Origin of the sequence: Nodosilinea sp. LEGE 06152 (assembly GCF_015207525.1) — a bacterium.
Taxonomy (GTDB): domain Bacteria; phylum Cyanobacteriota; class Cyanobacteriia; order Phormidesmidales; family Phormidesmidaceae; genus Nodosilinea.
Map to the genome: position 1 here is coordinate 115297 of NZ_JADEWR010000015.1, position 20395 is coordinate 135691.

Below are 20395 nucleotides of genomic sequence, written 5' to 3' on the forward strand. Positions count from 1 at the left end.
TGGGATCCGCGTAGCAGGGATAGCGCAATGGCCGTCGTGAACCACAGTTCTAAGTTCTAGCACTGATAGACCGCTAGGACTGCTCAGGCTGAGACTGTTGCCAGTGCTTCATTTCCTCGGCAATAAAGTGGTTGACCAAGTCGCGGTAGAGCGCTTCGATCGCATCGGCACTTAACCCTTCTGCTTCGGCCCACACCCGGCGCTGCTGAAGCATGGCCCGCAAGCGATCGGGGGCTTTGACCTCAGTCTCGCTAGCTTTAAACTTAGACGCCGCTTTGACGTAGGCGAAGCGCTGACCCAGGAGGGCAATGACCTGGCGATCGAGGCGATCGATTTCGGCGCGAATGTCGGCCATAGTTTGGCACTGGTCGGGACGGTTAGAAGGCCGCATGGTATTTGCTCTGTGGCTGGTTTGGAAAGTCGGGGTGGGAGCGATGCTGTGCCGCAAGAAGCTACTTGTGAAGTAACCCAGTGCTACTTGCTACTAGGTAGGTCTATTTTTGGGCTGCTCTCTGGTGTTGGCCAACTTTTGCAATAGGATAAGCCGCGATCGCCCATCTATACCAATCGTTCTACAGAATGCCGCCGACCAGTACAGTTCCAGGCCATTTTTGCCGTACAGTTCTGCAAAGCCAAACTGTTGCGGTGACAATTCACTTCGACTGCCTCTGTTCCGGTCGTTAAAAACAACCGAAAATTGAGCTGTTAAATACAGCGATCGCGGTTTTTGCCCAGGCAAGCAGCGTTTCTCCCCAGTCTTTTCTGGCTATTCAGAAGAGAACGCCATACTCAACATTTGTCGCCCCCTGGCCGATTATGTGCGGCATTGGGGGTGGCTGGGGTGCGCGATCGCTTGGCAAAACCCACATCACCACAGCAAAGGAGCCGTCATGCTTAGAACCTCTAGCCGCATTTCTGAAACGGTTCACAACCCTCAGGGCTTGAGCCAGCGTTTGCAAAACGCAATCGCCCAGTTTTGGCGCTTTAGCAGCTTTTATGGCGACTATCAATCTCTGCCCCCAGCAGAACGGCGGCGGTTTGTGCTTGATCGGCAGAAGCGAGACCAGTAACCCAACCCAAGGGTGTGCCCTGGCTCTTGCGTGCAACTGATTGTATCGGTCTGACTACGTCTAGGATCAAATCCTGAATGAATGCCCCCCGCTTTGCAGGGGCGTAGCATGCTACGCCCCTACTGGGTTGCTTGATCGTGAGGCGGGGTTTGCCAAATCGAATTTCGTATAGATTAGTGGGCAGCGTCAGCCTACAGCTAGGGTAAATCGATGTCGCCTAGCTGGGCTTGTAGGGCGGCGATCGCATCGTACTCCCGCTCAAACACGACCGTTAGGTGCTCGAACAGGGGCAATACCTTTTGGTACGCCGTCACATTTTCTGCGATCGGCTGGTGGCGGTAGGTTTCGCCAATCATAGTGGTCACGGCATCGAGCGATTGCACCCGACCCAGGCCGTAGAGGCCCAGCACGGCGGCCCCCAGACAAGAGCTTTCGTAATGCTCAGGAATGGTGACTTCGCGGTTAAAAATATCGGCCATCATCTGCCGCCATAGGGGCGACTCGGCAAAGCCGCCGGTGGCCTGAATGAGCGTCGCTGGGCCAGCAAAATCTTCCAGCGCCTTGAGCACCAGGTAAAGGTTGTAGACAATGCCCTCCAGCACCGCCCGCACCAGGTGCGACTTGGTGTGCTTCACGCTGAGGCCAAACACCGAAGCGCGGGCGTTGGCATTCCACAGGGGCGATCGCTCGCCCATCAGGTAGGGGTGAAACAGCAGCCCCTCCGAACCGGGGGGCACCGCTGCCGCCATTCGGGTCAACAGGCCGTACACGTCTTGGCCCAGGCGTTTGGCGGTGGCCACTTCGGCGTCAGCGAGCTGGTCGCGCACCCAGCGTAGGGCAATGCCGCCGTTGTTGACTGCGCCGCCGATCACCCAGTGGTGCTCGGTGAGGGGGTAGCAAAACAGCCGCTCCTGTGGGTCGGTAATGGGGCGATCGACCACCGCTCGCACCGCGCCACTGGTGCCCACCGTAACCGCCACCAGACCGGGCGAAATTGCCCCCACCCCCAGATTTGATAACACGCCATCGCTAGCGCCAATGATGAATGGCGTATCGATCCGTAGGCCCATGGCCTCTGCCATAGCGGGCTTTAACCCCTGCAGAACTTCTGTTGTCGGCACCAGGTCTGACAGGGTGCTGGCGTTTACCCCGGCTACGGCCAAGGCTTCCTCATCCCAGGTCAGGGTGTCTAGATTGAGCAGCCCCATTGCCGTGGCAATGGAATGGTCAACCACATAGCGCCCCAGCAGCCGGTAAAACACGTACTCTTTAATTGAAATAAACCGCACCGCCTGCTGAAACAGGTCGGGGCGCTCGTGGCGCAGCCAGGCTAGCTTGACCAGGGGCGACATAGGGTGAATGGGGGTGCCCGTGCGCCGATAGATGGCATGGCCATTCATATCGGCCTTGATGCGCTTTTCCCAACCGGCGCTGCGGTTATCGGCCCAGGTAATGCTGCGGGTGAGGGGCTGACCGGCAGCATCGACCAAAATCAGGCTGTGCATAGCCGCGCTAAAGCAGACCCCCAACACCTGCGACGGGTTCAGCACGTAGGCTTCCATAACCCCCCGCACGGTTTTGACTACAGCCGCAAAGATCTCGTCTGGGTCCTGCTCGGCGGTAGCGACATCGGGGGTATAGAGGGGATAGGTGACCAGGGCTTTGCCCACCACCTTGCCCGCCTCGGTAAACAGCACCGACTTGGTGCTGGTGGTGCCAATATCGACCCCAATGATGTAGTTTTGATCGGCCATTATCTTGACTGTCATTACAAGAAGAGTCCCACGATCAGCATAAGCCCCAGGCCAACTAAGCCAATGATGGTCTCCATCACCGTCCACGATTGCAGGGTTTGCTTCTCAGTCATGCCTAAGAATTTGCCCACTAGCCAAAAGCCCGAGTCGTTGACGTGGGAGAGCACTGTGGCACCCGATGCGATCGCAATGGTAATCGCCCCAACCATCGCCCCCGAATAGTTGGCCGCCGTTACAGCCGGGGCCACCAGACCTGCCGCCGTCACCATCGACACCGTGGCCGACCCCTGGCTGACTCGCACCACCGTTGCGATCAAAAAGGCCAGCAGAATGATTGGCAAGTTAGACGCGGCCATAGCGGTGGCCAGCGCTTCGCCAACGCCAGTGGCAATCAGGGTACGACCAAACACACCACCAGCCCCAGTGACTAGAATAATCAACCCAATAGGCTCAAACGACTTAGTGGCAATGCGCTGAATGTCGTTGCGGGTGTAGCCGCGCAGCGTGCCCAAAAAGTAGAACGACAGCAGGGTCACAATGGTCAATGCCGTAAACGGGTGGCCAATAAATGCGGCCCAGCTGCGCACCGGGTTGCCCTCCGGCAGCACTACCCCCAGCACGGTGTTGAGCAAAATTAGCACCAGCGGAATGGCGACCAGAGTCATCACCATGGCAAAGCTGGGCAATTCTTTGAGGGGAACACCCTGGGGCGGTGGGGCGGCTTCTTCCATTTCGGTGGGCACGTCGAGGTGAATTTTGCCCGCAATCTTCTTGCCGAAAAATACGCCCCCAATGGCCATAGCCGGAATACCGGCAATCAGACCCATGAGAATCACCCAGCCCAGGTCGGCCCCCAGCAGCGAGGCCACCGCCACCGGCCCCGGTGTCGGCGGAATGAACGAGTGCCCCACCGCAATGCCCGCTACCAGAGGAATAGCGTAGTACAGCAGCGATCGCCCCGTCCGTCGCCCCAGGCTATACACCAGCGGAATCGACAAAATCAGCGCTACATCGAAAAATACCGGAATGGCAATCACCAGCCCGGCCAGACCCAAGGCCCACTGGGCCCTGTCTTCACCAAACTTTTTCACCAGCGAGTTGGCAATCTGCTCAGCCCCGCCTGAGACCTGCAATATCTCGCCAAACATGGCCCCTAGGGCAATCACAATGGCGATATAGCCCAGGGTGTTGCCCATCCCCTCCTGAATTACGCCAGCAATCTCAGCGGGGGGAATGCCGCCGATAATCGCCACAAAAAGACTCACCAGCAGCAGGGCCAAAAACGCCTGCAGCCGCAGCACAATAACTAGAAAAAGCAGCAGGGCAATGCCCAGTACCGCAATAAACAACAACGAAAACGTAGACATTTTTGAAAACCCTGTGTGTTTGTGGTCAAGTATTTTTCTTGACTAAATTTCTGCAGAAAAGCTAACCCTTAACAACCGCTATCGCACCTGTGGAAACATTAGAACTAACTAACCGTCAATCGACAAAAGGGTGAGTGGGTCTGCCACCAGTCCTTTTTGACAGACTTTGTGGCTGTCGAGCTAACCTTGGTCACGCAGGAAATCGGGCAGACGCTTTCACAAGGACGAGGCGATGTTGCCTGAGAGCTTAAGGGGAAATTAACCCAGAACAAAATTTAAGAAGCCTAAAAAGTCTGGATTTTTCTTAGGAGGCAAGCTCAAATTTTGCCGACAACTCTCATCTTAAAAAGAAAAAACTAGGCCATAAGAATTTGATTCACAAAAATAAACTCTGATATGCAATTTTGGTGCGGCATTCGCAATTCTTTAAATGCCGCACCAAAATTCCTCCCTTAAGTGGGGTGACTTTTGCGCTACCGCTTGGGGCGATCGCGCATCGCTTTGTGGATCGTCTTCCAACGGCGCTTGCTGTTGAGGGCGGCGCGGGCATCGTGGCGCTGGTCGAGCCACTGCTGCTCGCGCTGGAGCTTGTGGTAGCTGTGCAGGCGATCGCCGTCTAGATTGCCTGCCGCGATCGCCTCCTCCACCGCACAGCCCGGCTCACCCTGGTGCCGACAGTCGCGAAATCGGCAGTCTGCCGCCAGTGCCTCAATATCGGCAAAGGTGGCCTCCAGCCCCTCACTGGTTGTCCACAGCTGTAGCTCCCGCATCCCCGGCGTGTCGATTAGCAGCGCCCCCGAGGGCAGGGGCAGCAGGTGCCGCCCGGTGGTGGTGTGCCGCCCGCGACTGTCGTCGTCGCGCACCGCCTGGGTGGTCTGGTATTGAACGCCGAGAAAATGGTTGGTCAGCGTCGACTTGCCCACCCCCGACGAGCCAATTAGCGCCACGGTTTGCCCTAGCCCCAGGTAAGGGGTGAGCTGCTCTAGCCCGGCCCCCGTAGCGGCACTGACGGCGTGGATGGGAACGCCGATAGCAACGGATTCGACCTGAACGAGGCGAGCGCCCAAATCTGCGCAGGTATCGGCCTTGTTTAGCACAATGACCGGCATAGCCCGACTTTCCCACGCCGCTACCAGGTAGCGCTCAATGCGGCGCAGGTTAAAGTCGCCGTCAAGCCCACACACCAAAAACACGGTGTCGACATTGGCGGCCACCACCTGTCCTTCAGTTTTGCCGCCCGCCGCTTTGCGCACAAACTCGCTCTGGCGGGGCAGCACCGCATGGATGGTAGCGTGGGCATTGTCCTGCCGCTGCACCACCACCCAGTCGCCTACCGCCGGAAAGGTTTGACTATCCTCGGCCTGGTGGCGAAACTGCCCAGCGACCTCTGCGGCCAGTTCTCCAGTTGGGGTCAGTAGCCGGTAGGCACCGCGATGCTCCAGCGCTACTCGGCCCGCCTCAAAACCTGCCTCTGCCCAAGGGGCAAATACGCGATCGCAGGTGGTGTTCCACCCGCCTAATTCAGTTAAGTTCAAGGGTATGTCCTCAAATGAAGCCTACGTAGGGCAAGGCTTCATGCGGTCAACCCACAGAGGTGCCGCCTAGCCTTGCCAGAGAATAGTTACGTTGCCTTCTAATACCGACTCAGCCATAGGTCACCTCCCTGGTGCTCATACCTGGTGCTTACTGACGGGGCAGGCCAGTCCTTGACTGACACCGTCCACTCTCAAGACTACAGCCGCGCTCGCCGGGATCGCGGCAGCTCGCCCAACTTTGCAGCAAATCTACAAACTTTCCTGAGTTGACTAAACTATTTCTCGGTTGGGGAACTCTAGCCCCTAGAACACTTTCTGACATAAACCAGTGATTGTTTAAGGGATAGCGATGATCAACGTTACTGCGGCCATGCTGTTAGCTCTTGGCATTACCCTCGACTCTTTGGGGGAAAACTACGCACTTTTGGCGGCGATCGGCATAGTCTTCGCAATGGCGTTCTTTTTGCTGATGTATCTCCAATATCCGGTCTTCTTCATCGGTTCTGCTCGCTATCCCCTGGCCAGAAAGTGTTTTCCGTTCATTCGCTGGGCCATCTTTGGCATTTACTTGGTCGATTTGTCGACTACACTCATGTGCCACTACAACGGCCCCGAGCTGAGCGTTTCTATCCACGCCTACAGTATTTGGGCCGGAGTTTACCTGGTGGTCTACAGCCTGGCCATTTTGACCGGGCCACCCAAGCAGCGCCGCCGCAGACCGCTACTCAACCGCTACGGTCGCCATCGTTGGGCTGGCAAACTAGTTCCCGTTCCTATCTCGTAATTTAAAAACCCCTGCATTCGTAGTGTGTATATCGCTTGCTCCAGTACGCCGAGCGCCTGGAACGGAGCCGCCTGTTTACCATCCCAGAATCAGGGATCTTGATCACCCCGGAGCAGGGCGAAGTGTTCAGCTACCTGCTGAGGTACCGACAGGTGAGCTGATTTAAAGGTATCAGGTGTCTACTGGGGTATTTTCAAACCTGGACTTGCGCCAGGCACCCGGTACCTTGATGACAGCTTTGATGAATTTTAGGGAGAGTCTTGGATTCTATCTTTTTTTCTTTCCTTTCCTTCTATTTCTATAGTGTCCTGGCACTGTAACAGTCTTTTTATAAGTTGAGACATAGGTTTTTCTTCCGCCACCAATACCTTTGAAAAATTTCCTTATTTTGTTTCTTAGCCTTTTAGTCTCGTTGCGAACTGCAATGAAAACAAAGAGTCCTGCCAAAACAATCAGAACTAAAGTAAAGAAATTCATGCTTTCAAAACCCAGTAATTAAATCAAAAAATCATTCAACCAAAACAGGCTATTCTAAACCCAATAAAATCCGACTTTTCCCTTCCGTCCCTTTGACTCCTATGGGATGAAGTGCATCCGTCCTCTAAATCTCTCCATGACCCACCTCGAATTGCACTTGAAGGTTTTTTGCCTTGATTGAGGCACCATTCATAAACATTGCCATGCATATCATACAAACCAAAGGGATTGGGATATGCGAAGTGCCCTACTGGTGTTGTTGATTTTGTTCGAGAACCCGATCTTTCATCAAGAAAATTTGCACATCTATTATCTATGGCATCACCAAAATTGAATTTAGTTTTAGTACCACCTCGGCAAGCGTACTCCCATTCGGCTTCAGTAGGTAACCGATAATTCCAATATGATTTTCTCGATAACCTTTTGCAAAATTCAATAGCATCAAATAACGAGACACTCTCGACGGGTAAATCTTTGCCAATAAATTTAGATGGTGTTTCTAACAATGGTTGACCAATTTCTGGCAAGCGAGAAACAGCTTTCCATTGACTTTGAGTAATTAGATATTTACTTATGAAGACTGCAGTGTCCTTCGGCGAACTTAGTGCGGTGAAGCTTAGTTGGGATTTAGCTTCTGAAGTAGTCTTCTCTGGATTAGGCAGTAAAACCATCTCCAGATCGATCCCCCCTCCGAGATCTTCTAGAAAATATTTTGCTTGTCTTTGAACCTTGTAGAACTCTAACTTCTTTCCAAAAGGGAAAATTTTTCTCTTGGTTGATTTGATCTCTGTATATTGAAATTTGAATGTTTTTAATTGTGGTTTAAAGGAAAATGAACTGAGAATTTTCTTGGTTTCCTTGTCACAGCTCCGTTTCGTTGGGATCTGAGATTGAGTTAATCTGTTTTCTCCGGTTATTCCCCATATAAGTTGAGATAAAGGATCAGGATCTGTCTGGCGAAAGTCAACCCACATCATCGCATCTAAGAAAACGGGCAAGGTAGGTTCAACAGGAGCATTCGGGAGCATAATTGGAATTACAGGGCATTCTCTCTTTGTAAATTCTCTCAAAAAAGCATCAATTTCTTGATTTTGCCAAGGGCCAATACCATTTGGGCCTATAAAAATCGCTGCTGACTTAATTTGAGTGATTTGCTCTTCCAGAGCCCTTTGCCAAGGAAGCCCAGGTCTTAGTTCCCAGCTATCTAGCCAAGGCTTAATATTATTTTCTCGAAGTTGCTGAGCAATTTTGATGACGCCAGGTTTGTCTTCGTTGTTATGACACAAGAATACATCAAACTGCTGCTTCGACATTTATGCAATTCCTCCTGCGCCAGTTCAGTCCGTTGAATTACATGCAAGAAAGATTTAGTTGCCTGTATCTATTTTTGAAAGCAGTTCCGGAATTAACAGCCCTTTCAAATCCAAACTCTTTAAATCGACCTTCGACGAAGCCAGATCAATCTCCAAACCTGCAACACCGCCATTCTCATCAAAATCAACCACCACATCCGGCGCAATTTCCTCTGACTCATTGCTAGGAGCATCATTCAGCCGAATCGACAGCGTATCCGTATCTGGGAAGTATTGAATTTTCATGGTTCCAGGCCCTTTTGTAGACGAGAACGGAAGTTGCGATCGAAGTAGGCATTGTGCAGCGTTTCTCCGTCTTCTAGCGTAATCACTCCAAGGACGCGATCGCTATATTCAGGAATAACTGCCGTCAATCATGCTGTCTGTTGACTCTCAGCTGCACAAAACACCGTTCTAGTCTCATACCGTTCTCTGGGAGTAGTCGAAGGCGATGACGAACTCACCCTTTGAGAGAATCGTAACTACCCCTATAGAGCCTACAGAATGAAGGCTGCCTATGTCAAAAATTGAATGAATAAGTTGATGCAATGCTGAGGAAATAGATATGGCAAGGTTAGTACGTTCCCGCTGTAAATGCGGCCAAATGACTACAGCTCAAAACAATTTCTGTAAGGAATGCTGGAGTTTGCTATGGTGGCAGGCGATTGATCTGACTATGAAAGGCAAGCTGCGAACCCCCGCTTCTCTGGAGTTTGATGGCATGAGCCAGCACAGCCACCACAAGGTCAACAGTTTAGCCGCGTAGTTGTTTGATTTGAATGGATTCGCTATCTTGCGGACAAAATAGCGGACAAACGTGAGAATCTTTCAAAACTGACTCAATTCAGAGTGCATCTCAGCTTTGTAAACGTAGCTGCATTATTTTCGTCCGACTCGATGCTATGAGCGTCATTCTAAATGCTGCTGTGACAAAGGCGTGTAGCGTCTTTGAGATACTGCAAGGACGGTCAGTGATCACCAAGTGCTACGGCAACCAAAACTGCGGCAACCCCTGCAACCCCTGCCGCACCCATCGATTGACCGATCGCAGTGCTTGAATATGTGGCTCATCAGGTATCACGGGTAAAATCTCCGCAGGCTGCCCCTGACCCAGTGCAGCAATCACCCGGTTTGCCGCCTCTAGCCCCGTCACGTAGGCCTTCTCCTGCGACCACGAGCCGTGGCGCGTCACAATCCAATCGCCCGCCATAAACAGGTTATCGAAGCTGGTGGTAGCGGGCAGCAGGTAGCGATAGCTGCCGGGGGCAAAGTGCGTCACCCCCTGGGGAATGCGTACCACGGCATGGTCGACAATCTTCGCCTCACCAAAGGCGGGAATGCACCCGGCCAAATCCTGCTGCACCTGCTTGAGAACCTGGTCGTCATCCAGCGCCAAGAGCTGGTTGGCGTGGTAGTAGTCGGCCTCGACCACGGTGCCCGGTTCGTCGCGGTACTCGTCGTGGAGGGCGTTGAGGTCAAAGAACGTCCACCCCGTCGTAGGGTGAAAGCCAAAGCAGGCGTTAGAAGGACGGGGGATATCGATTTTGCGATCGAGCCAAAGCCGGGCAGCGAGCACATCGATCGCACCCAAATTGCGAATATTGCTGAACTCAGAACGCCCCCGCAAACTGGCTGACTGCTCCACAATCTTCTTCAGCCCGGTGATGCCGACGGCAAACACCACCGCATCGGCTTCAAACACCTCATCGCCGCAAACCACCGCCGTCACCCGGTTATTCTCCACTGTCACATCTGACACCCGGTGGTTGGCGAGAATCTTGCCCCCGGCCCGCTCGATCGCATCAGTCCAAGGCCGAAAGATCTGTGCTCCCACCGTGCCCCGGCACCAGCGCACGTCAAAATCGGGCTGGTGGGCCAGGATGAAGTAGTAGAGCATCCCCAACGCCGCCGCCGCCGAACACTGTTCACCAGGGGCAAACAGCCCCACCAGCAGCATTGGCTCAAACGACTCGTGGTAGAGCCGGGCCGATACGCCGTACTGGCGAAATAGCTCGCGGGCGGTGATGCGATCGTACTTTTGCCAGGCCTCGTTGGAGTTGTCGAAATCAATCAGCGCCTGCAGCAGCGGCAGGGCCGAGAGGCGATCGATCAGCGGCAGGCGCTTGAAGTCGGTGTAAAGAAAGGTACCCAGGGGCGTAGGCAGGTAGGGCTGTGCCTGAAACAGCGGCGACTCGACCTCCAGACCGTGGGGCGAATACTGGGCCGATTGCGTCCACTCGGTAAAGGGCTGAATGCCCAGATGGTCGGTGAGGGCAAAAATGTTGCGGTAGGGGTACCAAAACCCGTGAATGCCCGCCTCGACGGCACGACCCTGGGGAGTTTGCCAGCCCGCCACCAGGCCACCGGGGTAAGCTCCCGCCTCCAGTAGCGTGACAGCGTAGCCCTGTCGCGCCAGGTGGTAGGCCGAGCCTAGACCAGCCCAGCCTGCGCCGACTACCACTACGCGCTTTTGTGCTGTGTTTTCCATTGTTGTTGCCCCCGTTGCCCATAGACCTTCTTTACTCTATCGGTACAGCGCTCAGTAGGGTTTAGGATCAGGGGTAGGCTGGGGTCTGACTTATATGCCACTCCTCGGTTTCCCTCACCCCCAACCCCTCTGCCAGAGGGAAAGGGGAGCCGAGCCATTTCTATAAACCACTCTTTTTAGCCCCATGAGCAATCAAAACTTTGTGAAAAATGGCGTTAACACGGTGATGGGTGTCAACGAAGCCACCCGTGACACCACCATCCGTACCGATTTAGCCAATCCCCGATGGGACAAGAAAGCTACGCTGACCTACCTCGGCGCAACGATCACCCAGGTGGCCGCGATGACCGCACTGCTGTGGGGCATGGATGTGGCCTTTGGGTACTTCAACTTGGGTGCCTTAGCCCCCTGGGCAACGACCGCGATCGCCTGCGCGCTTTTTGCCTTTGTGACGCTGCGATCGCGCCTCTTTTCCCTGCTCGACAACACGCGCAACAGCGGTCGCTACAAGTCGCTTCAGCGCCCGGGTTGGGCACCGCCACCGTTGGCCTTCCCCATCGTGTGGATGAGCATTGCCGTGCTGCGGGTGGTCTCGGCCTATTTGGTGTGGTCGGTGATGGGGCAAACCTTTCTGAGCTGGCCACTGATTCTCTACGTGGCGCACCTCAGCCTGGGCGACACCTGGAATACGATTTTTACGGTGGAAGGTCGCTTGGGGGCTGCGGTGCCGATGGTGATTGTGGGGCCGCTGCTCTCGGTAGTGGTGGTCACGGTCGGCTATTTTCAAGTGGTGCCACTAGCAGGGTGGGTGATTTTGCCCTCGCTGGTGTGGCTTGCGATCGCCACTACCCTCTGCATCAGCCTCTGGCGCTTGAATGGCCAAGAACCCTTGTATCCAGTAGTATCGGCCTAATTTGGTTATCTTTTAGAGGTAGGTTGGGTGAAACGAAGTAGAACCCAACGCCAGCCTAGCTTTTGTTGGTTCTGCTAGCGCGTTACCTAACCTTTAGGTTGACTGCCGAGCAGCTTGTTTTTCTCTACTGGTGAAAGCACCCATGGTCACCCTTGAGCTACGTCAAATTGAGGTACCCCTGGGCAAAAGCCTGGTGCTGCGCGATGTGAGCTGGGCCGAGTTCGAAGCCATCTTGGCGGAGCTAGGGAACCACCGCAGCACCCGCATCGCCTACGACGAGAGATTCCTGGAAATTATGGTCCCCCTGCCAGAGCAGGGATATTTCAAGAAGGTGATTAGCACTGCTATTGGAGATATGGCTGAGGTGCTAGAGCAAGCTTATGAATGCTATGGCTCGACCACCTGGCGGCGCAAAGTCAAGCAGGCGGGCATAGAACCCGACAATTGCTTCTACTTTCAAAACGAGGCGCTGGTGCGTGGCAAGCTGGAGTTTGATCTAGACCGCGACCCGCCCCCCGATCTCGCCCTCGAAGTCGATCTCACCAGCAAATCCCTCGATCGCTTCCCAATCTATGTCCGCCTAGGCGTACCCGAAATCTGGTGCTACGACAGCGGTGTGCTGACGATTTATTTGCTGGAAGGCGATCGCTATAAGGCATCAGAGCAAAGCCAAGTGTTTCCCATATTAGATATTCGCGCTCTGCCTCAGCTGATTGAATCGCAGCGATCGGCGGGGCGGCTGGCTCTGCGGCGATCGGTCAGAGAATGGGTGAAAGCTCAGACAAAGTAGGCTTTACCGATAGACTAAGATCGCACTAGAGATTTGCCTATCCCCGTTGAAGTGCTATGGCTATTGAGACTCTACAGCGCAGCAAAGTCTTAGAATTGCTGCACCAGCTCAAACCTCTCTTGGCTGAAAGGTATGGCGTCACTCGCCTAGGAGTTTTTGGTTGGTCGCGAGAGATCAAGCTGTAGAAGGCAGCGATGTAGATATCGTAGTTGAAATGGCACCCGATCTCTTTGCCATGGTTCATCTTAAAAAGCATCTTCAAACTGTTCTACAAGTCCCTGTGGATATTCTTAGGTATCGCTCAACGATGAATCCAGTGCTGAAGCAACGCATTGAGCGAGATGCCATCTATGTATGATCGCGAGGTGTTGCTAGAGATCCTTCACCAGATTCCAGAAGCCCTTGATCATCTCTAATGGATCTTGGTTTTCTCTAGGACGATATTTCCTGAGAGAGGTTAAAAGGTTATATTCCATGAATTAAAGCTCGTTAATTTTGGTTCTGAGCCAAGTGCGGAAGTTGATTTCTGCTTCAACTTCATCGGCTTGGCAGGTGATTAAAAACTGGTAGAGGTCGTCTTTGAAAATCATGGGAAAGGTGGGGGATCGATCGCATTCCCCATACTCCCCATCCTGCAATTCATAGATGTGCCAAACCCTGCCGTTAAACCGCCAGAACTCCGGTACCCCCATCGCCGCATAGAGGGCATTCTTGTCAATGTCGGTATGGTTGATGTCAACCTCCACCACCAGATCAGGGGGCGGATCAACCGCTAAATCGATCGCACGGCCCGCTACCAGAGGCTGGTTCTGAATGTAGTAGCCATTGTCAGGTTCAGCCCCTCGATCTAAATCTTCCCGATCGAGCGTGGTAGACCCCAGCGTTTTGACCCGCATCCCCAGTTCGACAACCAAAATGATGATGAACCGCTCGATCAGGCGGGCATAGAACTCGTGGGCTTCGGAGGGCATGGTGATTTCGAGGGTGCCGCGATCGTAGGTGAGGCGGGCTCGGCTGCGCTCGTTGAGCAGCGATCGCATCTGGCAATAGGCCACCCAGTCCATTCCACGCAGAGCTACGCGGTTTTCACCAGGGGCAGCGAGCAGCGTATCTGTCGCAGAATGCTTCACCATAGGCCTTTTACCATTGTCCCTCAATTCTATGCTGCGATAATGGAATTGCTCGTTCTGTTGGAGGCCAAAACACCGTGACCGTTGCCACCACTCCCATGAGCCTTGACGACTTTTTTGCCTACGACGATGGCACCGATACCCGCTACGAGTTAGAAAATGGGGAACTTGTTGTTATGCCGCCAGAGAGCGATCGGAATCAGCGAATTGCGTCGATTCTTTTTGCTTACTTTTTGCAAGCTGGCATTGGGCCAGAGTGCTTACGGATGAAAACTGAGGTAACGGTGTTGGGGGCACGGGCAACGGTGCGGCTACCCGACCTGATGGTGCTGTCAGACGAACTGGCGATCGCTTTAGAAAACGCGCCCCGCTCCACCGTCACCATCGATATGCCGCCACCCCGTGTGGTGGTGGAGGTAGTATCACCCGGAAAGAAAAACATTGACCGCGACTACCGTTACAAGCGATCGCAGTACGAAGCCCGTGGCATCGCTGAATATTGGATTGTAGACCCCATCCTTCAGAAGGTGACGGTGCTGACGCTGGTAGAAGGTCTCTATGAGACCGCCATCTTTGAGGGAGAGGCAGATATCACCTCGACCCTCCTGACCGAGTTGGCTCCAGCAAAAAGGCTAACCGCAGCTCAATTGCTGAATCCTTGATTAAAATCCAGCGCCAGCCCCTCTTAGGAAGGTACCTTAAAACTCTTGCGAGTCTCCCCCCTCGGTGACGATCGCGCTGATGGTATCGATCGCCCCTTGGCGAAAGCTCAGCGTGTAGATTTCCGTAGGCATTTCGATACCCGCCTTTTGCAGCCCCTCTTTAATCGCTTGAGAGGCTTCTGAAGTCACCTGCAAAAACGACTGACGGCGAGAATTGACCCAAAACCGCACCTCCAGTTTTACAGTGCTGGGTGCCAATTCTTGCACCAAAATCAGCGGCGGCGGCTCTGGCTCGACGCCTTTAATCTGCGCAACCGCCTCAGTAATCACCTGGCGGGCGGTGTTGATGTCGGCATCGTAGTCGATACCAACCACGACATCGCTGCGGCGCACAGGAGAGTCGGTATTGTTGACCACGCTCTTTTGAAACACCTGCTGATTGGGAATGTACACCAGCCGCCCATCGTAGGTACGCATGGTGGTGGCTCGCAGCTGAATTTGCACCACGGTGCCCTCGTAGCTGCCAATCACCACCTGGTCGCTAATGCGAAACGGGCGGGCCGCCAGCAAAATAACCCCAGAAATGTAGTTGCTAAGCACGTCGCGCAAGCTAAAGCCAATCGCCACGCTGGTCAGCCCCAGGGTGCCAAGCAGGGTAGCAAAGTTTAGCCCCAGCACCCCCAGGGCCACCACGCTGCCCAGCACCCAAACGCCGCCGTAGCAGAGGCGACCAATCAAAATTTCGGTACTGCGATCGCCCTCGGTTTGCTCGGCCCACAGCAGCCCCACCCGCCGCACCCCCTTGGCGACGATCCAGGTCAGGCCGACCAGCAAGATCGCCCCCACCAGCGACGGCAGCAGCACAATTGTGTCATCCAGCAGCTGCCGCGCTGTGCCCTCTAGCCGTTGCAAGACGTCGATCGCCAGGTTGGGCTGGGCCAGCACCTCGTTGAGGCGATCGCCCCACTGCTGCGCCAGGGCTTCCACGGTGAGGCCGAAATCGGCGGCATCCTGCTGAGTGACCGTCATTAGCACCCGGTTGTTCACCGTCAGCAGGGCAATCTGGCGATCGTCGTCGACCTGTACGGCGACGGGTTCGAGTTCCTGAGCCTGACTCAGCAGCCCAGCAATGCGGCGGTTGATGATGGCGGCGCGATCGCGGGCGCTGATCCCCGTCAAACTGCCTACCTGAAACACCGACTGGCCCCGCACCAGCACATCGGCAAAGAACACCTCATCTGCGCTCGGTTCAGGTAAGGCTTCTGTAGGGGCAGGCAAAGCCGGTGCCGGGGAAGACTCTTCGGGGCTGGCCTCGTCCTGGGCTTGGAGCCCGGCACCAGGAGCGATCAGGATGAGAACCAGAACTACCCCTGTCCATGACCACCAAGTTCGTTGAAAAATGCTGCCCTTCCCCTGGTTCAACCGGCCTCTCCATGACATCCTAATAACCCATAATCGACCGTACTGCTGTGCTTACCAGCAGCCCCATTCGCCCCTGGTGCCAGTTCCTGCAGTGGCTATCCCTGGCTTTGACTCCGCTCAGCCAGCGCTCCCTGAGCGGAGTTGTTGGCGAAGCCGCCCTAGCGAGGCGAGGGGACCGTAGTGGCGTTAGCAACAAGAATTGGTGTAAGTGCTTACCTCATCACTGCACAGGCTATGTACCCGCTGGAACCACCCATAGGCTGAGAATTGGAAACGTCATGAGCGGCGGGCACTATAGCAGGCTGCTTTGAAGGGCTTTCGTACTGGGCTTTGGCTTGGAATTTCGGGTCTACACCAGCAGCAGACAAATTTTATTTTGTAGAGATATTACAGGTTGCAAAACACTTTTATCGTTTATACCCAAGCGCGGTTTGATTGATTTAAGCTGACAGCATACAAACTCGTAGTGAGTATGACTTAATGCAGACTCGAGTTCCTAATGCTTAGGTAAACTCCCCAAATTTACACAGGAAACTCGCACAGGTTTGGCCACAGGTGCAAGACTATGGCCAAACCGGCCACGAGTTATCGTTCTAAGGTAACGGTTGTTGAACCGTGGTGACCTGCAACCATTTCTTTGGCAGGTATGAGGGCAGGTCACTGTTTTTGAGTAGTATTTCTACTCACCGATCTCGCAGTTAAGCAGGTTTAGCTGGCAGTGAATGCGAGTAAGGAGATGGGCCAATGTTGTTCAATCATGAAGGCCATAATGTCCCTCAAATAACGTTTCGAATGTTTACAGATGTAGGTGAATACGACCTCACAACGGCGGATCTGTTTGATTGCAAAACCGTGGTGGCGTTTTCGGTGCTGGGAGCTTTTGTCTGCCCGTATTCTCCGATTCAGCTGTTAGGCTACAACGAGTATGCCCAAGCATTTCGAGACAACGGCGTTGATGATATCCTTTGCATTTCGGTGAATGATCCATTTTCTCTGGCGGCTTGGGCTCAAGAGGAAGGAGCCGACCAGGTGCGCTTTATTCCCGATGTGAATGGTGACTTTACCCGCGGGCTGGGGATGATGGTGAACCTTTCTAATTTAGGCATGGGATACCGCTCCTGGCGCTATTCCATGCTGGTAAAAGACGGGGTAATTAAAAAAATGTTTGTAGAACGAGAGGGTTTTGAGGCAATGCCAGTAGTTTCTAATGCCGAAACTATGTTGCATTACATCAATCCAGAGGCTGAAAAGCCCGAGCAGATGGCTGTGTTGATGCAAATGTGGCGAACAATGCTTTCGGTCTAGAAAAAAGTGACGTAGAAGAAACAAACAAACCTAAACCACAGCAGGAAAGAAATTATGACGAGTAGCCAAATGAGATGCCCGTTCCCGATGAGTGGAAAGCTGATGGAAATCTGGCGGGCTGTATCATCTGTTCTGGCATCCAGCAGCACGGAGAATGTTGAAGCCGGTGCGCCATCTGCGGCACCTAACGCAGCCAGTAGCACCAGTAAATGTCCTGTTCTGGCTGGACCTCAGTCTCGGCTTGGCACCGCAAACCGAGACTGGTGGCCAAATTCTTTGAACTTGAACATGCTTCATCAGCACTCAGCCAAGGCCAACCCTATGGATGAGGATTTCAACTACGCTGAGGCGTTCAAGAGCCTTGACCTGGCGGCCCTGCGGGCTGACATCTACGAGCTGATGACCACGTCACAGGACTGGTGGCCCGCCGACTACGGCCACTACGGCCCGCTCTTCATTCGCATGGCCTGGCACAGCGCTGGCACCTACCGGATTGGTGACGGTCGCGGCGGCGCTGGTTCGGGAAGTCAGCGGTTTGAGCCGCTCAATAGCTGGCCCGACAACGCCAACCTCGACAAGGCCCGCATGCTGCTGTGGCCGATTAAGCAAAAATACGGCAACAAAATTTCCTGGGCCGACCTGATGGTCTTTGCGGGCAACTGCGCCCTGGAGTCGATGGGCTTCAAGACATTGGGCTTTGCCGGTGGGCGCGTGGATGTTTGGGAGCCCGAGGTCGATATCTACTGGGGTAATGAAAAAGAATGGCTCGGCAATGAGCGCTACGAGGGCGATCGCGTGCTGCTAAACCCCCTCGCCGCCGTGCAGATGGGCTTGATCTACGTCAACCCAGAAGGGCCAGACGGCGAGCCTGACCCCCTCGGTTCGGGGCGCGACATTCGCGAGACTTTTAAGCGAATGGCGATGAACGATGAGGAAACCGTCGCTCTCACCGCTGGGGGGCACACCTTTGGCAAGTGCCACGGGGCTGGCCCCACTACCCACGTCGGTCCTGAACCTGGGGGGGCCACCATCGTCGACCAGGGCCTGGGCTGGAAGAGCACCTTCAACACGGGGGTTGGCGTCGACGCGACCACCAGCGGCATTGAGGGGGCCTGGACGCCCACGCCGACGCAGTGGGACAACAGCTACCTCGAAACCCTATTTAAGTATGACTGGGAGCTGACCAAGAGCCCCGCTGGCGCGTGGCAGTGGAAGCCCAAGGGTGACGCGGGCGCGGGTACGGTGCCCGACGCTCACGATCCGTCGAGACGGCACGCCCCAATGATGACCACGGCGGATATGTCGATGAAGATGGACCCCGTTTACAACCAGATTTCCCAGCGCTACCGCGATAACCCCGACGAGTTTGCCGAGCAGTTTGCCAAGGCCTGGTTTAAGCTGACCCACCGCGACATGGGGCCGCGCGCCCGCTACCTCGGCCCCGAAGTTCCTCAAGAAGAGTTCCTCTGGCAAGACCCCGTCCCTGCCGTTGACCATGACCTGATTGACGAGCAGGATGTCGCCGCGCTCAAAGCTAAAATCCTTGAGTCAGGGTTGACTGTCTCCCAACTGGTTACAACCGCCTGGGCGTCGGCCTCCACCTTCCGCTGCTCCGACATGCGCGGCGGGGCGAACGGGGCACGCATTCGCCTTGCGCCGCAGAAAGATTGGGAGGTCAACCAGCCCGAGCAACTGGCCTCGGTGCTGCAAACCCTGGAGCGCATTCAGCAGGAGTTTAACAATTCACAGTCGGGCGGCAAGCGGGTTTCGATCGCAGACCTGATCGTGCTGGGCGGCTGCGCGGGCATCGAGCAAGCGGCGAAGAACGCAGGCCACGACGTGACGGTGCCCTTCACGCCGGGCCGCACCGACGCAACCCAGGAGAAAACCGATGTGGAATCCTTTGAACCCCTGGAGCCAACCGCAGACGGGTTCCGCAACTACACCAGCGGCAGACACACCGAATCCCTTGAAGAGCTGCTGATCGATCGGGCGCAGTTGCTGGGGCTGTCGGCCCCGCAGATGACGGCTCTTGTCGGTGGCTTGCGCGTGCTAGGGGCAAACTTCGGTGGGTACAAGCACGGCGTCTTTACCGATCGCCCCGAAACCCTGACCAACGACTTCTTCGTCAACCTGCTCGATCTGGGCACGACCTGGAAGGCGACCTCTGAGGATGAGTATGAGTTCGAGGGCAGCGATCGCAAAACCGGCGCACAAAAGTGGACCGCGACCCGCGTTGACCTGATCTTTGGCTCCAACTCTCAGCTCCGCGCCCTGGCAGAAGTCTACGGCGCTTCGGACTCGCAGCCGAAGTTTGTGCATGACTTTGTGGCCGCCTGGGACAAGGTGATGAACCTCGATCGCTACGACCTGCGCTCAGTGCAGGCGAAGAGCGCCGCCAGGAGTTTCTAGGTGAAACGTCAGCTCACTACCTACGGCAATCTTGGGCGTAGGTAGAAGCCATATAAAACTGAGAGCGGCGTTTCAACTTGTCTTGGTACGCCGCTCTCGGGTTTCGATCTAAACCAAAGCAGTTTGCAACCAATCGTAGGGTGCACTCGCGCAGCAATGCACCACTCTGTATGCAGTGCATCTCATTTTGGGGTTTCTGCCCCCTAAAGCGAGCGGCAGAGCCGCAAAGCTAGGGTGCCCAGGCGGAGCTAGGGCACCGAGGCGGGGTCTTTCATTACTGAATAACCGCGCAGGCAATGCGACCGCCCGAGCCGCCGATGGGCTGCGAGTAGTGGTCATCTTTGTCGGTGTGGATGATGAGCGCCGTGCCGTCGTCGTCGAGCAGCTTGGCTGGCCCAGCATCTAGCTCTACCAGATCGCTGTACAGCTCGACTTCCACGGTGCCATCGGCGGCGACTATCAGATTGGGCAGGTTGCCTTCGTGGGGGCCATCGGGGTTGCGAAACCCGTGGGGCGTATCAAACGGGTTCACATGCCCGCCCGCCGATTTGAATGCCGCCAGATCTGAACAGTCTCCCACAGCGTGAAAGTGCATGCCGTGGTAGCCGGGGGGCAAGTCTTTGGCTTTGATGTCGATCAGCACGCCTTTGTGTCCCTGCTCGACTTGCACCGTGCCAATAGTTTTGCCGTTATTGTCGATCAGGTCGGCTTGGGTAATGAGAGCATCAGCGTAGGCAGGGCTAGCTAGAAGCACCAGACCACTCAGGCAAAGCGCCCCACAAAAAAGCTTGAATCGGTTGAGGAAAGCCAGCATAAAACTATCCGTAGCGTCTGCGATTTGATCATAGTTGAGTGCCAGCTCGGCTCTCTCCTCACTGTGGTCAAGTTCTTGCGATCGCCAAGCAAAGTCGGGCCGTAGCAGCACTCACACCCC

Annotated in this window: 20 protein-coding genes; 8 read left to right on the plus strand and 12 right to left on the minus strand. The window is 54.9% G+C overall.

Going from position 1 to position 20395, the window contains the following annotated elements; translation table 11 throughout:
* Nucleotides 1-73: 73 nt before the first annotated feature.
* A complete protein-coding gene (locus tag IQ265_RS19890) occupies nucleotides 74-391 on the minus strand; it encodes an isochorismate lyase (RefSeq protein ID WP_194056775.1) in 318 nt (105 codons plus the stop codon).
* Between the two features lie 499 nt (nucleotides 392-890).
* Between IQ265_RS19890 and IQ265_RS19895 the strand changes: the two genes are divergently transcribed.
* Entirely contained in the window at nucleotides 891-1070 is a 180-nt protein-coding gene (locus IQ265_RS19895; protein WP_194056777.1) for a hypothetical protein, read from the plus strand.
* Nucleotides 1071-1267: 197 nt separating this feature from the next.
* Here IQ265_RS19895 and gntK read toward each other — a convergent pair whose 3' ends face one another.
* The 3 genes from gntK to rsgA all read right to left on the minus strand — a co-directional run bounded on the left by gntK (nucleotide 1268) and on the right by rsgA (nucleotide 5726).
* Nucleotides 1268-2824 carry a gluconokinase gene (gene gntK, locus IQ265_RS19900; RefSeq protein WP_194056879.1) on the minus strand — a complete coding sequence of 519 codons (1557 nt, stop codon included), beginning with the start codon at nucleotides 2822-2824 and terminating at the stop codon, nucleotides 1268-1270.
* Between the two features lie 14 nt (nucleotides 2825-2838).
* Nucleotides 2839-4191: a gluconate:H+ symporter gene (locus IQ265_RS19905; RefSeq protein ID WP_194056779.1), complete on the minus strand. Its 1353-nt coding sequence runs from the start codon at nucleotides 4189-4191 to the stop codon at nucleotides 2839-2841.
* Between the two features lie 473 nt (nucleotides 4192-4664).
* On the minus strand, nucleotides 4665-5726 hold the full coding sequence (gene rsgA, locus IQ265_RS19910) for a ribosome small subunit-dependent GTPase A (protein ID WP_194056781.1): 1062 nt from the start codon (nucleotides 5724-5726) through the stop codon (nucleotides 4665-4667).
* Between the two features lie 349 nt (nucleotides 5727-6075).
* On the opposite strand from rsgA, the gene IQ265_RS19915 reads away from it, so the two are divergent.
* Complete coding sequence (locus IQ265_RS19915; RefSeq protein ID WP_194056783.1) at nucleotides 6076-6510, plus strand: hypothetical protein; 435 nt, start codon at nucleotides 6076-6078, stop codon at nucleotides 6508-6510.
* A 267-nt stretch (nucleotides 6511-6777) separates the two neighbouring features.
* Here the strand turns inward: IQ265_RS19915 and IQ265_RS19920 are convergent, their stop codons facing one another.
* The 5 genes from IQ265_RS19920 to IQ265_RS19935 all read right to left on the minus strand — a co-directional run bounded on the left by IQ265_RS19920 (nucleotide 6778) and on the right by IQ265_RS19935 (nucleotide 10827).
* Nucleotides 6778-6987, minus strand: coding sequence for a hypothetical protein (locus IQ265_RS19920; RefSeq protein WP_194056785.1), 210 nt, complete (start codon nucleotides 6985-6987; stop codon nucleotides 6778-6780).
* A gap of 35 nt (nucleotides 6988-7022) precedes the next feature.
* A complete protein-coding gene (locus IQ265_RS19925) occupies nucleotides 7023-8300 on the minus strand; it encodes an SUMF1/EgtB/PvdO family nonheme iron enzyme (RefSeq protein WP_194056787.1) in 1278 nt (425 codons plus the stop codon).
* 54 nt (nucleotides 8301-8354) lie between these two features.
* Nucleotides 8355-8585 (minus strand): DUF2283 domain-containing protein, encoded by a 231-nt coding sequence (locus IQ265_RS19930; RefSeq protein ID WP_194056789.1) that lies wholly within the window; start codon nucleotides 8583-8585, stop codon nucleotides 8355-8357.
* Entirely contained in the window at nucleotides 8582-8713 is a 132-nt protein-coding gene (locus IQ265_RS29525; RefSeq protein ID WP_255523725.1) for a hypothetical protein, read from the minus strand. Before IQ265_RS29525 ends, IQ265_RS19930 begins: the two co-directional genes overlap by 4 nt.
* A 611-nt stretch (nucleotides 8714-9324) precedes the next feature.
* Complete coding sequence (locus IQ265_RS19935) at nucleotides 9325-10827, minus strand: FAD-dependent oxidoreductase (RefSeq protein ID WP_194056791.1); 1503 nt, start codon at nucleotides 10825-10827, stop codon at nucleotides 9325-9327.
* 184 nt (nucleotides 10828-11011) lie between these two features.
* Here IQ265_RS19935 and IQ265_RS19940 point away from each other — a divergent pair, with 184 nt between their 5' ends.
* The 3 genes from IQ265_RS19940 (at nucleotide 11012) to IQ265_RS30695 (ending at nucleotide 12888) form a co-directional block, all read left to right on the plus strand.
* On the plus strand, nucleotides 11012-11740 hold the full coding sequence (locus tag IQ265_RS19940; protein WP_194056793.1) for a tryptophan-rich sensory protein: 729 nt from the start codon (nucleotides 11012-11014) through the stop codon (nucleotides 11738-11740).
* Nucleotides 11741-11882: 142 nt separating this feature from the next.
* A complete protein-coding gene (locus IQ265_RS19945) occupies nucleotides 11883-12530 on the plus strand; it encodes a Uma2 family endonuclease (RefSeq protein ID WP_194056795.1) in 648 nt (215 codons plus the stop codon).
* A gap of 214 nt (nucleotides 12531-12744) precedes the next feature.
* Nucleotides 12745-12888, plus strand: coding sequence for a hypothetical protein (locus tag IQ265_RS30695; protein WP_347404991.1), 144 nt, complete (start codon nucleotides 12745-12747; stop codon nucleotides 12886-12888).
* A 121-nt stretch (nucleotides 12889-13009) separates the two neighbouring features.
* On the opposite strand, the gene IQ265_RS19950 is transcribed toward IQ265_RS30695, so the two are convergent.
* Nucleotides 13010-13663, minus strand: coding sequence for a Uma2 family endonuclease (locus tag IQ265_RS19950; RefSeq protein ID WP_194056797.1), 654 nt, complete (start codon nucleotides 13661-13663; stop codon nucleotides 13010-13012).
* 95 nt (nucleotides 13664-13758) lie between these two features.
* Here IQ265_RS19950 and IQ265_RS19955 point away from each other — a divergent pair, with 95 nt between their 5' ends.
* Entirely contained in the window at nucleotides 13759-14322 is a 564-nt protein-coding gene (locus IQ265_RS19955; protein ID WP_194056881.1) for a Uma2 family endonuclease, read from the plus strand.
* 36 nt (nucleotides 14323-14358) lie between these two features.
* Here IQ265_RS19955 and IQ265_RS19960 read toward each other — a convergent pair whose 3' ends face one another.
* Nucleotides 14359-15762 (minus strand): mechanosensitive ion channel family protein, encoded by a 1404-nt coding sequence (locus IQ265_RS19960; protein WP_194056799.1) that lies wholly within the window; start codon nucleotides 15760-15762, stop codon nucleotides 14359-14361.
* Nucleotides 15763-16488: 726 nt separating this feature from the next.
* Between IQ265_RS19960 and IQ265_RS19965 the strand changes: the two genes are divergently transcribed.
* Nucleotides 16489-17049: a redoxin family protein gene (locus IQ265_RS19965; protein WP_194056801.1), complete on the plus strand. Its 561-nt coding sequence runs from the start codon at nucleotides 16489-16491 to the stop codon at nucleotides 17047-17049.
* Nucleotides 17050-17136: 87 nt separating this feature from the next.
* Nucleotides 17137-19461: a catalase/peroxidase HPI gene (katG, locus tag IQ265_RS19970; RefSeq protein WP_194056883.1), complete on the plus strand. Its 2325-nt coding sequence runs from the start codon at nucleotides 17137-17139 to the stop codon at nucleotides 19459-19461.
* Nucleotides 19462-19735: 274 nt separating this feature from the next.
* On the opposite strand, the gene IQ265_RS19975 is transcribed toward katG, so the two are convergent.
* Nucleotides 19736-20386, minus strand: coding sequence for a superoxide dismutase family protein (locus tag IQ265_RS19975; protein ID WP_347404989.1), 651 nt, complete (start codon nucleotides 20384-20386; stop codon nucleotides 19736-19738).
* Nucleotides 20387-20395 lie beyond the last annotated feature (9 nt).

What these genes read in the sequence shown, in the direction of transcription:
- IQ265_RS19940 (WP_194056793.1), top strand. Translation starts at nt 11,012, where the DNA reads ATGAGCAATCAAAACTTTGTGAAAAATGGCGTTAACACGGTGATGGGT.
- IQ265_RS19905 (WP_194056779.1), bottom strand. Translation starts at nt 4,191, where the DNA reads ATGTCTACGTTTTCGTTGTTGTTTATTGCGGTACTGGGCATTGCCCTG.
- IQ265_RS19915 (WP_194056783.1), top strand. Translation starts at nt 6,076, where the DNA reads ATGATCAACGTTACTGCGGCCATGCTGTTAGCTCTTGGCATTACCCTC.
- IQ265_RS19960 (WP_194056799.1), bottom strand. Translation starts at nt 15,762, where the DNA reads ATGTCATGGAGAGGCCGGTTGAACCAGGGGAAGGGCAGCATTTTTCAA.
- gntK (WP_194056879.1), bottom strand. Translation starts at nt 2,824, where the DNA reads ATGGCCGATCAAAACTACATCATTGGGGTCGATATTGGCACCACCAGC.
- IQ265_RS19950 (WP_194056797.1), bottom strand. Translation starts at nt 13,663, where the DNA reads ATGGTGAAGCATTCTGCGACAGATACGCTGCTCGCTGCCCCTGGTGAA.
- IQ265_RS19925 (WP_194056787.1), bottom strand. Translation starts at nt 8,300, where the DNA reads ATGTCGAAGCAGCAGTTTGATGTATTCTTGTGTCATAACAACGAAGAC.
- IQ265_RS19895 (WP_194056777.1), top strand. Translation starts at nt 891, where the DNA reads ATGCTTAGAACCTCTAGCCGCATTTCTGAAACGGTTCACAACCCTCAG.
- IQ265_RS30695 (WP_347404991.1), top strand. Translation starts at nt 12,745, where the DNA reads ATGGCACCCGATCTCTTTGCCATGGTTCATCTTAAAAAGCATCTTCAA.
- IQ265_RS19890 (WP_194056775.1), bottom strand. Translation starts at nt 391, where the DNA reads ATGCGGCCTTCTAACCGTCCCGACCAGTGCCAAACTATGGCCGACATT.
- IQ265_RS19965 (WP_194056801.1), top strand. Translation starts at nt 16,489, where the DNA reads ATGTTGTTCAATCATGAAGGCCATAATGTCCCTCAAATAACGTTTCGA.
- IQ265_RS19945 (WP_194056795.1), top strand. Translation starts at nt 11,883, where the DNA reads ATGGTCACCCTTGAGCTACGTCAAATTGAGGTACCCCTGGGCAAAAGC.
- IQ265_RS19935 (WP_194056791.1), bottom strand. Translation starts at nt 10,827, where the DNA reads ATGGAAAACACAGCACAAAAGCGCGTAGTGGTAGTCGGCGCAGGCTGG.
- katG (WP_194056883.1), top strand. Translation starts at nt 17,137, where the DNA reads ATGAGTGGAAAGCTGATGGAAATCTGGCGGGCTGTATCATCTGTTCTG.
- IQ265_RS19955 (WP_194056881.1), top strand. Translation starts at nt 13,759, where the DNA reads ATGAGCCTTGACGACTTTTTTGCCTACGACGATGGCACCGATACCCGC.
- IQ265_RS19930 (WP_194056789.1), bottom strand. Translation starts at nt 8,585, where the DNA reads ATGAAAATTCAATACTTCCCAGATACGGATACGCTGTCGATTCGGCTG.
- IQ265_RS19920 (WP_194056785.1), bottom strand. Translation starts at nt 6,987, where the DNA reads ATGAATTTCTTTACTTTAGTTCTGATTGTTTTGGCAGGACTCTTTGTT.